Source organism: Mycoplasma sp. 11548 (assembly GCF_055523555.1).
Genome location: NZ_JBVFVF010000001.1, coordinates 86699 through 103564, shown reverse-complemented (window position 1 = coordinate 103564; position 16866 = coordinate 86699). Strand labels below are relative to the sequence as shown.

General features: G+C 27.3%; 4 protein-coding genes. 2 read left to right on the top strand and 2 right to left on the bottom strand.

Going from position 1 to position 16866, the window contains the following annotated elements:
* Positions 1-9: 9 nt before the first annotated feature.
* A complete protein-coding gene (locus AC0B4K_RS00400; protein WP_465103352.1) occupies positions 10-5481 on the bottom strand; it encodes a beta-N-acetylglucosaminidase domain-containing protein in 5472 nt (1823 codons plus the stop codon).
* Position 5482: 1 nt separating this feature from the next.
* On the bottom strand, positions 5483-6748 hold the full coding sequence (locus AC0B4K_RS00395) for a fibronectin type III domain-containing protein (RefSeq protein WP_465103351.1): 1266 nt from the start codon (positions 6746-6748) through the stop codon (positions 5483-5485).
* Positions 6749-6926: 178 nt separating this feature from the next.
* On the opposite strand from AC0B4K_RS00395, the gene AC0B4K_RS00390 reads away from it, so the two are divergent.
* Both AC0B4K_RS00390 and AC0B4K_RS00385 read left to right on the top strand, forming a co-directional pair.
* Positions 6927-11798: an MGA_1079 family surface serine endopeptidase gene (locus AC0B4K_RS00390; RefSeq protein WP_465103350.1), complete on the top strand. Its 4872-nt coding sequence runs from the start codon at positions 6927-6929 to the stop codon at positions 11796-11798.
* A 170-nt stretch (positions 11799-11968) separates the two neighbouring features.
* On the top strand, positions 11969-16816 hold the full coding sequence (locus AC0B4K_RS00385) for an MGA_1079 family surface serine endopeptidase (RefSeq protein WP_465103349.1): 4848 nt from the start codon (positions 11969-11971) through the stop codon (positions 16814-16816).
* Positions 16817-16866 lie beyond the last annotated feature (50 nt).

Below are 16866 nucleotides of genomic sequence, written 5' to 3'. Positions count from 1 at the left end.
CAGTTTTATTTATTGTTTCTTTTTACGTATTTTAAATCAGTATAGAGCAAAGAATCCAGTTGTTAATGTTGCAAACATGGCGAATACAAATCATAAAGTAATTTTACGGTTAATAGGGGTTATTGTTGTTTTATTAAAAGCAGTTTTTTCACTATTATCTAGTTTTTCAAGTGCTTGATTTTTAGCTTGCTCAAATGATTCATAAGTATATGTTCGGTTAACATTATAACTTAATTCTTTTACTAAGTCTTGGTTTTTATACTTAGCTAGTTGTTTTATAAATGCAGACTTCCCAGCCTCCAAAGGACGGTAGAAACTTGGTGTTATATAATTGCTAACTAATTGCAAGAATTGCAATACTTCTGGTTTACTAGAAATTTCGGTCATTTTTTCTTCAAAAGCACTTTTAACATCTTTATTTTCCACTGAATTCATAAGATAATTAAAGTAATCTTTGCTTACCTCTAGATTTAAACGAGCATTATTCATTGCCACAGTAGCATTCTCAACTTCTAACTCACCAGCTTTTTCATTTTCGTAAACAAGTTTTGCTTTAGAGTATTGACTTGCATATGCATCAGCAGTACTTTTAACAAAGAAGTGAGACATATTAATATATGGATCGTCAAGGTGCTTTTTTAATTTTTCACGTTTTGATGAAACAAGTAGTTTAAAATCATCAATAGCTTTTTCTAATAAAGTCGCTGAATTTTTAACATTTACATTGTTAGATGTGCTGAGTGCTGAATTTACTAAATCTGCTTCGGAAGATTCAATTTGATTTCTTAATTCTTTGAGCGGATCATTTCAGCCTTCCTTGTAAGAATCTTCAAGTTTTTTGGCTTGTTTGATCAGTTCTTCTAAAGTTTTATATGATTGAATAACTTCATTATATTTTAGTTTATTAAAAGCATCAAATAAACTGTTATTAACTAAAGAAAGTGTATCTAAATCCAGATCATTTATGTTATTTGCAGTAACTAAATGAGCATTAATTGAAACTAATTCATCGAGTGGAGATAATGTTTCATTTGTATAATTTCTGCGATCTAGATCATTATATTTATTAATTAAAGTAAAAAATGTTGCTTTAGTATTAAATGAATGAGTTAGAGAAAGGCGGGCCTTAGTTATATCTTGGATAGCTTGGTTATAATTTGCTTCATTTAGTTTTGTTTTATTAGCTAATAACGTACGTGCATTTTCTAAAGCATGTAAATAGATATTATAAGAATCTTCAGTATATATTGAATTCTTATTTGAATAAACTTGTGATGTTAGATAAGACAACTCAGATGTATCAAGTGCTGAAGCAGAATATTTGTTTAATAAATATGAAAGCTCGTTTTTGAATTCCACAATTGTTTCTTGACTAAGATATTCATACTTAAGTGAACTGACAATGTTGGCCCTTAATGTATTGAACTGAGTTTTGTTTTCATCGCTTCAACTCTCAAATGAACCAGGGATATTTGCCATCAGTTGATTTAATTCATCAGTTGATTTTTGAGTATTAGTCGAATCTGTTAAATAAATGCTTTGTACAAGTGGATTTTCACCTTGCCAAGTAAAAATAACTTTCTGAATACTTAAATCAGCATCATTAGGTAATGTAAAATTCATTAAATTTAAAACTAATTCGCCAAGAATTATTTCACTGATTTGCCCTGATTTTTTATTAATTACTTCTAATTTAACAAAGGCATTGGCAACTGGATTGTTAGTGAAAATTACTAAATTCTTATTTGTGAAGTTTCCATTATTTACACTAAAAACAACTTTCTTAACATCGTTTTTATCTGTGAATAATTGGGTTAAATTTTCAACTTTCTTATTTTTATCAATATCTAAGACTTCTGAACCAGTAAATTCATAACCCTCTGTTCTTACGTTGTTGTATTTTTGATTGTTTATAACAATTTCGCTAATTTCTAAATCCTTGTTTACCGGATAATTAGCAAGAATATTTAGTCTAATAAATCGAGCTGATTTAATATTTAATTTATCATTACCTCAATATCTATAATCAGGGTGTTTTTCATCAAATAATCCAAATATTGTATCACCTAAAACCTGTGTATTTGTGGTTGAATTTTTGTCATTAATTGCAAAAGCTGGGCGCCATTCTAATTTATCATTTGATAATTGTATTGATAAATTTCTTGGGTAGTGCTCTGTTTTATTAGAAGCATAAATTCTTAAGGATTCAATATCTATTTCTTTCCCAAGATCATAAATAATATATTGACCATTTTTAGGATTAACAAAAACATTTCCCTTATCAAAATCATTGTCAAATTCAAACTTTTCGTTTGCTTTATTTTTCATTGGTACTGTCGATGAATCTACTTTACCTATAGATTGAGAATCTTCTGTAACAACTTCCAAATTGCTAAAGGTAAACTCAGTTGGTTGTTCCGAAGAATTCTTAAATCCAAAATATTTCGCTTGCAAATTGTTATCTAAATTATTAATATCTGCAACTTCAATTCAGCGATAACCATCATGTGAGTAGAAATATTTGATGTTTTCGTTGCTAATTTTTGAATTAACTTTAGTTATTATTAATGACTTTTTGAAATCTAAGCCCACTATTTCATTTGGTTGTAATGTTATACGAGAAGTAGTTTGACTTTTGTTGTTTAAGGTAAATTTACCCGCTTCAAATTCTGCAATAAAATTATCTTGGTTTGTTTGGTTTGAAGTATATGTGTAATTAATATCGGAAGCAATTTTATCAAATAAATATGCGGATTTTATACCCCATTCACTATCACTATTTTGGGTGGCTATAATCCTTATTCCATTAAGTTTTCCAGTGCTTGGAGGAATGTTTATATTAATCACCTCATTATCAGAACTAAATTCAGTTCCCAAATCAGTATATTCGCCATTTACAATCTTTTGTATTTTAAAGTTTTTTAATAATAAACCAGGTTCTTGAACTAATCTCAATCTTGCATATTCTTTATAAATTGGAAATAATATATCTAATGAATCATCAGCACGTATATTTCCTCCGCCTTTATGTGTTAAACGAGCATATGTTGAACTATTATTATCAACAATATTCTCTAAATTATTACCCTCAAGTTCAGTAGATAAATCTAAATTAGCAGTATGAGCAGTTAAACCTAAATCATTAAAAACTGAATTTTCTCCTGCCGCTAAAATAGTACCAATTCTCCAACTTGGATCAGCAACTTTATGGTTACGAACTCTAATTTTATCAGTATTAGGTGCTCAACCACCTACAACATAACGAGCTGCACTGCCTAAATGATGTGAACTAAATGCTTTTCATGAACTTGTTGAATAATCATAATATTCTATAGAAAAGTCTGTAAATCTTGTATTTGGATGGTTAACAGCTTGTTCAATTAATACTGTTGTAATATTTCTCCTTGATGGATATTTCACAGCAAAAAATCAATCTACTGGGAAGTTAGGATCTGTCCCCGGCTTAATAACTCATTCAGAATTTGGGTCTGTGTCAAAAATATTTTGTCATCTTCCGCCTGTTGTGCTTAAATTACCTGTGTCAGCTTGAGTGAATTGACCATCTGTAAATCAAGTTCCACCACTTCCATTATTAGAAACAACAGTAGGTGTAGTTTGCATAGAAATATTTTGAAGTGGTTTTCCATATACTTTTGTTAATAATTCAATTGTTTTTGGTAAGAGCAATTTACTTGCTCCATTAATGGGCGCTTCATTAGCCTTGAAAGTATCTAATTTTTTATATAAATTAATTGCTTCATTTATAGAGTATTGTGTTCTTGAGGTTAAATTATCCTTAAAATATTCTAAAATCTCAGCTATTTTTAAATTAAGTTGTGAAATTAATAAAAGTTTTTCTAATCAAGGTTTAAGGTCTACAATTAATGAATTCTTGTTATTTAAAAGCAAGCCTATATCTTGTTTTAGTACTTCGAAATAATATTTAAAGTCATTAATTTCTAAATTACTAAAACTTTTATCATTATATTTAGAACTCAAGGCATCAAATAAATTCGCAACATCAGAACTTTCGGATCAGTCCACTGATTTTGTACTATTATTTATTTTAGTATTAATAATATGTTTTGAAACATTATTAAAAGCATTTATAAGAACTACATTAGAAGAAGTAAAGGCATTTTTAATTGCATTAATTTTAAATTGTTCTTTATTATCACTATTTAAGTATCATAAACTTGCAAACTGGTTTAAATATAGTTTGTTTAATCCGGCCGATTTACCTAGTGCTACTGTATAAGAACTTGATTGTGCTAAAGAGTTATTTGTAATGTTTAAATTATTCAGAACATCTAAATTTAATAAACCTTCATTATAACCACTTGCTCAATTTAAAACCATCCCGCTTTTTTTATTATTATTTACATAATATCTCTCAATAAATTCATTATCAAAATCACCGTATTTAGTAGCACCATAATTAACTAAGGTAACATGATCCTTAAGTGTTGCAAATGATGTATTAATGCTATTTGCTGCTATACTTGTAAAGTAATACAAATCTTTTTGTATTGGTCCTAAAAATTCACTAAGTTCATTAATAATCCGAGTTAATAAAGTATAGTTTACTCCGGCAGTATTTTTAACAACAACGGCAAAACCACTAACACCTAAATCGGTAAGTTGTTGTATTTTAGTTTTTAAAATATTAAAATCGAATTCATAATATTCACCATCCGTTATTGGTTGGTTACTTAAAATATCAAATGCATAAATAAAATCTAAATTATATTTTTTTGCTAATTCAACCTTGGTTTTAATTTCATTTAACTCAGTACTAGTATAGTCTTCACGTCAATTAGTCTCGTCAGGATTTAAATAAACATATTTATTGAATTTGTTACTTGCAGCATTTTTTAAATTATCTTCTAAGTCTTCTAAACTAAAATTATTAGCATCATAAACAATACGGTTAGAAATATCAAAATAATTATGTAGTTTAAAATTTTTAAATGATTTGTTATCTAAATTAAGAAAAATACTTTTTAGATCATTCAAGGCATAAGCGATCGACTTTTGACCTTTAGTTTGTACAAAAAAGTGATTTTTCTCCGCTTCAATAAAGTATTCATCATTATATAAATCATTGAATTCATTATTTATATTATAGCCTGCAAATAAATCATCATTTGAGCTAAGATTTAAGACAATATTAGTAACTTGTTTATCTAAGCGATTAGAAATCGAAACATTAAACCCTTGTTTTTCCAAAAAGTCTTTAAAGTCTAATAAAAAAGGATTTTGATCTAATTCACTAGAAACAATATTAATATCATTAAGAACAGTAAAATATTCTGTTTTATAAACAAATTCTTTAACTGGTAAGTATTTAATTAACTCGTTTTGTTTAAAAGATTGTTGTATATCGCTATGGTTTACTTCTGTGTTATTAGAAATAGTAAATGGTATAACAAAAGCGGGACTTAATAAAAATGATTTTTTAAGTTGTTTTTTAACATTCATACTATTTCCCCTTTTGTTCAAGTGTTAAATTATAAGTTGAATAATCTCCTAGATCATTATAAACAACAATAAGATATTTTTTTAGATTTGTTTCTTCTTTAACTAAATGAATATCATATGACGCACCGTTAGTAGAAACTGCTATATCGCCAGAAAAATCATTAACCTCCAGCACAGTATCTTTTTCTGGTTGATCAACTTCTTTGTCTTGATATTTTAGTTTATAAATGTTTTTAGACTGATTAAAGATAAGAGACTCTTCAGATTTAGCGCCTTTAAAGAAAATGTTTGTGATACCCAAAATATAGTTTTGGCCTTTATCATTTTGAGAAGGATCTCAAGTAATACGAAGCCATTGTGTTTCAACTTCATCAAAATGAATATTTTTAGGTAATGCAGCATTTGACCAACCACTATTGTTATTTCGTTCCATTGGCCCAAAATCTACATCAGATGTCCTATCTTGATTTCTAACTTTTGTTCAATTTATACCATCATTTGAATGCCATATGTAAATATTCTTAGGTAATTTCCCTGCAGATCCTTCTTTGTTGGCCGCGATTCAAAATGAAATTTCAACTCTGGAAAGTTTAGTAAGCTTGTCTCAGTGAAAAACTAAGTTATTATCTTGTTCTTGTCCAAATGTTTTTCAATTGTCTCATCTTGAACCACTAGCCCCAAATTGACCTGAACGATCAATTAGTTTTAGTAAATTTTGTTTTGCCGTGTTTACATTTGCATCCCCATCTTTAGTGCTCATGTCTTGATCGACTTTTAGACCATCTTCACGAATTACATAATTACTGTCATTTGCTAAAGATTTACGTTGTTGTAAAACAATAGCATTAACTTTCATATTTTTACCATCATGTGAAACAGTACCTTCAATTTTCATATCATTATAAACTGTTATTTCTTGTTCTAGTTGTCAATTAACTTTTCTAAATACAGCATTGTTATTTTGGTCAACTATTCTTACTTCTGATGGTAGTGAGTTTTTTGAAATTATTTCACCGGTTCAAACCTTAATTACCGGTGAAATTGGTACATTGTATAATGAAATAGTCTCAGTTGATTGCAACTCAAATTGTGGGTTCTCTTTTTTAGTTACTTGTAATTTATTTGTAAAATCCGTGTTTTCTTTGTATTCGCCTGGTTTTGGGTTATTAATTTCAGGTTTTGGCTCCTTTGAACATGAAATTAAAGCAGGTGAAAGACCTACCAAAACTGTGCTACTTAAAATAATTTTTTTTATAATTTTTGCCATTTTTCCTCCTAATTTTAAATTATTGAATCTAACTATAAAATGTATATAAATTATACTAAATAAAATGCCAAAATATTATAGAAATATTAGGTTATTTTTGATCAATTTTCGAGTATAATAATATATACAAAATTATCACATTTTATATATCATACTTTTGACTAAAAAAGGAGCCATTATGAAGAAATTTAAAAAAATATCACTAGCATCTGCTGCACTTTCTTTATTACCAGCAATAGCAGTTGGATGTTCAAATGACACTAATCCAAACGTTCCCAAAAAACCAGGGGAAGATGTGCGAGATATCACCAATCCTAATATTCAAAAAGTCCAGAATTTCCTTGCATCTATTAATAATGCAAATGTAGATACACTTAAAGAAAGTTTAATAAACTACCCTAGTAATGATTTTTCAGCTTCTAAAGCTGATCTTTTAATCAACTTTGTTACTGAATATTTTAATATACTTAACACAAAAATAGAAAGTGTTTATTCAACAATTGAATTTAATCCTGAAAATCTAACTGCAATTCAAGCAAAACTTCAAGAATATGATAAAGTTATTAATACAACAAATAATAACTTTGACCAATTTACACCAGAATTACTTGCTCAAATTAAGCAAACAAGTAGCGATATTCAAGCATATAATTCAGAAGTAAGCAGTAAAAATAAAGAACTAGATGAATTTGTCAAAGAAGCAAAAAATATAAAAATATCCAACAATAATTTAAAAGATTTCATAAATACTGAAATATATAAATTATTTAAGATCAGAACACAAATTCAAAAACCTTTTGATTTAATTAAAAAAATAGATGATAATATTAAAAAGCTTTATGATTTCTTTAATTTTGCAACAGAACTAAATAACACAGGATTAACAAACAAAATCAACGAGACAAAGTCATATATAAATGAAAATTTATCAGTTAATAACATAAATTCATATAATAACGAATTAGAAAATAAATTTAAATCTCTTACAAATTATATTGTCCAAAATAACATGACTTCAGATAATGTTAAAAATCTTAAACAAGAATTAACAGTTTTAGTAGAAAATGCTAATCTTAATAGTCAAATCAAAGAGCAATTAAGTAATGAAATTAAGAATGTTTACAACATTACTGGAATCTATGAATTGCAAGAAAAGCTAAATCATATAGAAACAAATGAATTAGTAGATCTAAGAAAATCATTGGTTACTCAAATTGAAAATTCTAAATTAACCAAAGATAATATAGACGATTTAAAAGATCTTCTTAATAGTTATTCACTAACTTCTTTAACTAGTTTTAAAGAACAATTTGATATATTCATGCAACTTTTAGAGCAAATTAATAGTAGATTAACAAGTATTGAAAAATATATAAATAATGAGTATACAGGTTCTCAAAAACAAGTATTAGAATATTACAAAGAAAAAAGTAAGTATATTAAATTATTTAATAAGGACTTTTTAGAAAAAATTTCTTTAGTTTCAATGGAAAATAATATTGAAACTTTTAAGGCGCACTTAAAAGCTTTAGAAGAACAAGAACGCAAATTACTAGAAAATAAAGAACAAGATTCAAAAACATTATTAGATTACTTTAAAGAGGATGCTGGTGAGAAATTAAAATTTGAATATAATGAACTTGGTTTAAAATATGACCTAGAAAAATATTCATATTCTGCATCATATACCTTTGAAAATACTAAGTTGTTCTTTGATGTACATGATAATGATTATGTAGATTACCAAATCACAAATCTAGAATTAGACAAAAAAAACTGAAATAACTTGTTAGTAACCGTTAAAGTAACTTTAAAATCTAACCCAGAAATAAATTACTCTTATAATTTCACAAAAACATTTGATAAAAATGTATCTGAGTATGTAAATTTAATTCAGGTTGATACTTTAGACCAGAATTTTGAAGTTGCTTATGATGATTTAAAAGAAATGAAAGCAACTGATTTTTTAGCATTGACTCATTCAGAAAAATTAAAATATTTCAAACACAAGGGGACAAAAATTGCTAAATTCTTTAATTATGAATTCAGTGATGATTTTGAATATAAAAATAATAGATTATATGCAACAATAAAAGTCTTTTTCAATAACCAAATAATAAAAGAAGGTAAAATACCTACTATTAAACCAGTAGAATTTTGAAATAATGAAGGAAATTATCAAGACTATCTCGATCAAATTCATGAAGCAAAAATATTAAAAATAATTAATGGAGATGCTGCAACTTTTTTCAATTCATTGCAATTCAAACCTGAAACCAAAACCACTCATGAAATCTATCTTGCTTCTGATGCAATCAAAGCATTCAATGATTCATATATCATGCCTAAATTTGGTAAATATGAATTGTTTATTAAGGAAGTTAAAAACATTAATGATTGAGATGGTAGTGCAAACTTAGTTTTATGATATAAAAAAGATGGAATTGAGATTCCAATTAAAAACCCTGCTCAAGTTTATAATAAAACAATTAGAGTCGGAAATTTCAAATTACTTAACTTCTTTGACTTAAAGCCTAAAGGTGAAATCTTTACTGCAGAAGACTTTAAAGATGCAATAATGCCAGATCAAAATATTATTAATTTAATTAACTCAGTTAATGAATCGAACTTTACCCTAAGGCTTACTTCATCAACTAAAGTAGAACCTGATTTTAGACTTATCAATGTTCAAGATTTAATTGACCAAAAAGCATTTGTACACATGGAATATTTAATGTTGATTAATAATACAGGTACAGATAATAAAGGCGTAAATCACGATGATAAAGCATATGTTCCATTAGATAACAAATATTATGATAAAGATATAGAAGTGAATGCAACAAATATAAGCACATTACGAGGAGATTATTTCCCAGTTTGATATGATGTAAAGCGTGTTGGTAAGCGTGGTATGTCATTTAAACTTGGATGAATTAAGAAAACTGATCAATCAATTAGATACACTAATGGGAAAGAATATACCTTAATTAATTTAGTTAACGATTACCAACAACACCACTACCCAGAAATCATGGTTAATAATATAAAACTAAGCGATTTAGATATTAATTATGAAGTCTTAAAAACTAAAACAGCAGATCAATGAGCAAGAGATTTAAATGGCCTTGAACAAGTAATTAAATTGAAAGTTAATGAAAATAATGAAATTCAATACAAAAACTTCTCTTTACCAGCTTCAATATTTAAAATAAATTCTATAAAACGTATTTCTGGTGACCAAGCATACATTAGCTTTAAGGTCCAAGATAAAAGCAATAAATGAATTCAAGGTAATACGTGATACAAAATAAAAGGATTTGCTTTAAGTCAAACAAATAATTTATACGAAAGTTTTACATGAAGAAATTCAAATTTAAGAACAATTCAAGATTCTCTAAATTCAATTACCCGTGATCGAGTAATTGAACCAATGTGAGATGATTTATTATGAGATATTAATACTCGTACTAATATTGCATCATGAACCTTTAAACGTAAGTATCTTGAGCAAACCTTACTTAAACAAAATGCTAGAAATAGAAATATTAAATTCAATATACATGCTAATTCATTAATTAATGATAACCAAAAAACTCAACGCATTAGAAATAACGATAATACTATAGCTTTAAATATAGATTTAGATAATTTAATTGCTTCTAAAACACTTAAATATATTAAAGAAGCTAAAACCAATACAGACAAAACTTTTAAATATATAGTAAGTCTAACCTGAAATGAAACTACGGGTATTGAGTTTAAAATCTATATGGAGGACAACTCATATAAAATAATTATTGATGAACCAGACACACAAATTAATTTCAAAGAAACATTTGAAAAAAACCGGGCATTTTTAATATTGCCTGCTGCCGTAAGCGCAAGCATTCAATATACAAATGATGAAGAATTAGAAGATTTTGGAATATATCAAAACCGTTTTGATTATAATCATATGGAATACAACCAATTCAACCAACCTATTACAATTTACTCTGATGGTGAATATTTAGCTAACCGTAATGTATATCAACCAAACCAAAATGTATCCTTCAAATTACATGAAGGATACAAAATGGATGCCGAACATATGCGCCTTGAAGAATGAAGAAACTGAGACGTTGTTGAAAATGCTTATTTAAGAGCAACCCAGGATGCCGCAGGAGGTGGAATTGGTACTGGTGGTTTCTTAGCGAAAACTAATAATGATCCAAATGATGCTACTTTCTATTACATAACAAACATGCACGTTGAAACTGGCGTTGCTACTAATTGAAGCCATGTTGTTGATGATTCGTTCCTAAAGGATAATACAGGTAGAAATTATAATTTGGCTTTCCAATTAAATGGTAATAATCTAGAACGAAACAGAAATAAAACTGCTACTCACAGATATGGCAATGTAACAGTTAAAGGAATATGACTAGCACACAGCGCTGTTTCTAGAGATGGTAGCAAAACTCGCGGGCCACATGATATGATCTTATTATCAATTGACTTAAATGATAAATTAAAAGATGCTCGCAATCGTGGTCTTATGGATTTAGTTTGAAAAACAGAAAAACTAATGAGCATGCCAAATATCGGTTTAGATGTACCATCTAAATTTAGAATAGTATCAGTTCCAATGATTTGAGAAGCAGCAACATTAGGTTTCCCAAAAGATAAAATCACTGGGTCAATTACCAGAAGACCAAAATGAGTTTTAGATAATTCATTTGCGACAGGTTGAAGAAATTACTACTCACATATTTACTCAGGTGGTGGATCTTCAGGTAGTCCTGTATATGTTGAAAAAGATGGAAAACACAATTACTTTGGGATTCTTACAGCTGGATCAGGTGGATATATGGGTGGCGATGAATTCTCTTTATTCTATAGTTATGACATTCGTGAATATAATTTGCTTGGTCTTAACACAGACCATGAACACCCTCTTTCACTACATAACTATAGGTCAGCAGCTTCGCAAATCTTTAAAGCTCACCTACACAGCCCTGATGTCTATGATATGCCTTGATTCTTAAAAGAAACTATAGAAAATTAATAATTGAATTTTAATAAAACACATTTAAACAATTTTATTAATTTAAAAAAATAAAATATCTTACTTCTAATAAATAAAAATTTAATATAGATTATTATTTATAACTTTAAAGATATTACAATTACAAAAAAATTTACTAATAATAAATTAAATAAAAATACTGGAGTTTTATGCAAAAAATTAAAAAATTCTCATTGGCCTTATCATCGCTAACAGTCGTTCCATTTGTTGCATTATCTTGTACAAATGATGAAAAACCAACACCAAAACCTATTGATAATGCTAACATTACCAAGGTTAATAACTTTCTAAATTCTGTTAATAATAGTTCTGTAGATGTTTTGAAACAAACTGTAACAAATTATCAAAATAATGATTTTGATGAAGCAAAAGCAAATTTATTAATTGATTTTGTTACTGAATATTTATCAATTTTAAACACCAAAATAGAAAGTTTATACTCAACTATTGATTACAAACCAGACAGTTTTGAAAAAATTAAAACCAAACTAGATGAATATGATAAATTTATCAATACTACAAATAATAACTTTGATAAACTTACTCCTGAGTTTTTAACTCAAATTAAAACAACTAAACAAGAACTTTCTTCATATAACGAAGCCATTTTATCAAAAAATAAAGAACTAGATGATTTTCTTTTAGAAGCTAAAAAAATTAAATTAAGTAATTCAAAAGTTAGTGATTTATTAAAAAATAATACTTCTAAGCTATTTAACCTAAAACAATCAATTAATAATCCACTAGAATTAGTTAAAACTATTGATAAAAATTTAACTAAGTTAGAAGATGTAATTGAATTTGCTACTCTAAATTCAAATCAAGAATTACAAACTAAAATTAACCAAGCAAAAGAGTATGTTAATACTAACTTATCTTTTGATAAATTAACAACCTTTAACCAAGGTTTTGATACTCATTTTGTTTCAATTACAAACTATATTATTGAGAAAAATTTAGCTTCTGAGTATGTTAATAGTAAAAAGCAAGATTTCACTGCTTTAGTTGAAAGTTCTGACATTGATACTACAACTAAAGAAGAACTAAGAAATAGCATTAAACAAATATATTCACTCGCAGGTATTTACGAACTACAAGAAAAACTTAACTATTTAGAAACAAATGTTGTGGTAAATACAAAACAAAGATTAATTAGTAAAGTTAATGAAACAGATTTAAGTAATCAAAATAAACAAGATTTAACTGATTTAATTAATGCTTATGGACAAAATGCACTTACTACCTTTGAAACTGAGTTTACTAAATTCCTTGAATCATGAACCAACCTTAATAATAAGTTAAATTCAATTGAAAATTATATTACTAGTGAATATCAAAAATCACAAAAACAAGTTTTAGAATATTACAAAGAAAAAGGTAAATATTTAAAACTTTTTTATAAGGAATCTAAACTAGAGAAAATTTCTCTAGTTTCAATGTCTAACAATATTAGTAAGTTTGAAGAATTATTAAAAACATTTGAGACACAAGAAACAAATCTTAAGAATAATACTGAAACAGATTCAAAAACTCTTTTAGATTACTTCAAAGCAGAAACAGATGGAAAACTTAAATTTGAATTTAATGAAATAGGTGCTAAATATGATTTAGAGAAATACTCATATTCTGCATCATACAACTTTGAAAATACTAAGTTATTCTTTGATGTCCACGACAATGAATATGTTGATTATCAAATAACTAATTTAGAATTGGATAAAACTAACTGGAATAATTTACTAGTTGAAGTTACAGTGTTTTTAAAATCAAAACCTGAAATTAGTTATAAATACAAATTTAATAAAGTATATGCAAAAGATGTCACACAATTTGTAAATGATATTAATATTAATGACTTAGATACAAACTTTGATGTAGATTATGAAGGTTTAAAAGAACTAAAATCACAAGATTTCTTATCTTATGAAAAAGATAAGAAATTAAAATTCTTTAAAGCTAAATCTAAATTTATTTCAAAATTCTTCCGTTATGATTTTTCAGATGATTTTGAATTTAAAGATAATAAACTATATGTAACTTTAAAAGTATTATTTAATAACCAAGTAATTAAAGAAGCTAAAATAGCAACTAATAAACCAGTAGAATTTTGAAATAACGAAGGTGATTATCAAGAATATGTTGATAAACTTCACGAAGCTAAAATCTTAAAAATAATTAATGGTAATGCTTCTGATTTCTTTAATTCGTTAAAGATTAATCATAAGAGTAAAAATTCTCATGAAGTTTACCTTGCTTCTGATGCAATTAAAGCCTTTAGTGAATCATATATTTTGCCTAAATTTGGTAAATATGAATTATTTATTAAAGAAGTTAGAGATATTAATGATTGAGATGGTAATGCAAAATTAGTTTTATGATATAAAAAAGATGGTGTTGAAGTTGAAAAACCAGCTGCTACCAACAACAAAACTGTTTCAATTAATAATTTCAAATTACTTAACTTCTTTGATTTAAAACCTAAAGGTGAGGTATTTACTGCCGATGATTTTAAAAACTCAACAGCTCCAGCGCAAAATATTATTAGTATCATCAACTCAGTTAATGAATCAAACTTTACGCCAAGATTAACCTCATCAACTAATCCAACTCCAGATTTTAGAATGCTTAATGTGCAAGATATGATTGATCAAAAAGCATTTGTTAATATGGAATATTTAATGGTTTTTGGTAATGGTACAGACAATAAAGGTGAAAACCATGATAGTAAAGCATATGTTCCGTTAGATAAAAAATATTATGATAAAAATATTTCAGTTAACTCAACTGATACAAAACCTTTAACAGATGAGTACTTTCCTGTTTATTATGATGTTAAACGTACTGGTAAACGGGGTATGACATTTAAACTAGGTTGAATTAATAAGAAAAACCAAAGCATAAGATATACTAATGGTAAAGAATATACTTTAATTAACTTAGTTAATGATTATCAACAACACCATTATCCAGAAATCATGGTAAATAATATTAAAATAAGTGATTTAGAAATTAACTATAAAACATTAAAAACTAAAACTGCGGAGCAGTGGGCAAATGATTTAGAAAATTTAAATAATGTTATTAAATTAAAATCAGATTCACAAAAGCAGATTAATTATTTAAATTATTCATTACCAGTTACATTATTTAAAATAAATGCTATTAGACGTATTTCCGGTGATCAAGCTTATATTAGTTTTAAAGTACAAGATCGTAATGATCAATGAATAAATGGTAATATTTGATACAAAATCCAAGGCTTTGCACCAAGTCAAACAAATAACATATATCAAAGTTTTGCATGAACTAACAACAATTTAAAAACTATCCAAGATTCTCCAACCTCAATTACACGCGAAAGAGTAATTGAGCCTATGTGAGATGAATTACTTTGGAATTTAAATCAAAGAACCAACATAGCTTCATGGACTTTTAAACGTAAATATTTAGAACAAACTTTATTAAAACCAAATGCCAGAAATCGATCAATTAAATTCAAACTCCTTGCTAATGTTTTAATTAATGATACTAATAAAAATAATCGCCTTAGAGATTTAAGTAATGGTATTGATATAAATGTTGACTTTGATCAGTTAATTGCATCTAAGTCACATAAGTATGTTTACAGTGCAACTGTTTCAGAGCAAGAAAGTTTTAAATATATTGTAAGTTTAACATGAAATGAAAATACTGGTATTGAATTCAAAATCTTCATGGAAGATAATTCATATAAAATTATTATTGATGAACCAGAAGTTCAAGATCATTTCAAAACTGAGTTTGAAAAAGAGCGAGCATTTATTATTTTACCTGCTGCTGCAAGCATCAGTGTAAAATATACTAATGATGAAGAAAAAGAAGACTTTAAGGTAAACCAAAACAGATTTGATTATAACAACATGGATTATAATCAATTTAATCAGCCTATTACTATTTTTTCAGATGCAAAATATTTAGCAAATCGAGACGTTTATCAACCTAACCAAAATGTACCATATGAATTACATAATGGTTATAAATTAGATGCTGAATTCATGCGCCTTGAAGAATGAAGGGATTGAGATGTTGTTGATAATGCATACCTTCGTGCATTCCAATACTCTGCTTCAACTTCAGGTACAGGTGGTTTTTTGGCCAAAACAAATGATAATCCTAATGATGCTACTTTCTACTACATAACTAACATGCATGTAGAGACCCAAGCCGCAAAAAACTTTAATGATGTTATTGGTGATAGTTTCTTAAAAGACTATGTAGCTAAATATTACTTTTTAGCTTACCAACTTATTGATACTACTTTGGAAAGAAATAAGCAGTATACTTCCACTCATTACATTGCTGGCAACATCCCTATTAAAGCATTGTGGTTAGCTCACTCTCAAGAATCAAAAGATGGTAAAAAAATACGTGATCCTCATGATATGATTTTATTATCAATTAATTTAAATCAACACTTGAAAAATGCTAGAAATTCTGGAAAAATGGATATAGTATCAAAAATTGAAAGAATAATGAAAATGCCTAATGTTAGCATGGATGTTCCTTCTAAATTTAGAATAGTATCAGTTCCAATGATTTGGGAAGCAGCAACCCTCGGTTTCCCTCATACGAAGCTTTCAGGTTCAATTACTCGTAGACCTAAAAATATTCAAGATAATTCATACCAAACCGGTTGAAGAGATTACTATTCACATATTTATGGTGGCCCTGGTTCTTCTGGTTCGCCAGTATATGTAGAAAAAGATGGAAAGCATAGTTATTTTGGTCTAATGACTGCTGCTTCAAGTCATACATATGGAATTGGAAAAAATGAGTATAGTATATTTTATAGCTATGATCTTAGAGAATATAACCTCCTAGGTATTAACCCAGATAATGAACACCCATTATCATTACAAAATTATAAATCTGCAGCTTCACAAATTTTCAAGGCTCACTTACACAGCCCCGATGTATATGATATGCCTTGATTCTTAAAAGAAGTGAAAGAAGACTAACAAATAAATATTAAACAATGTCTTAATTATTAAGACATTGTTTTTTTATA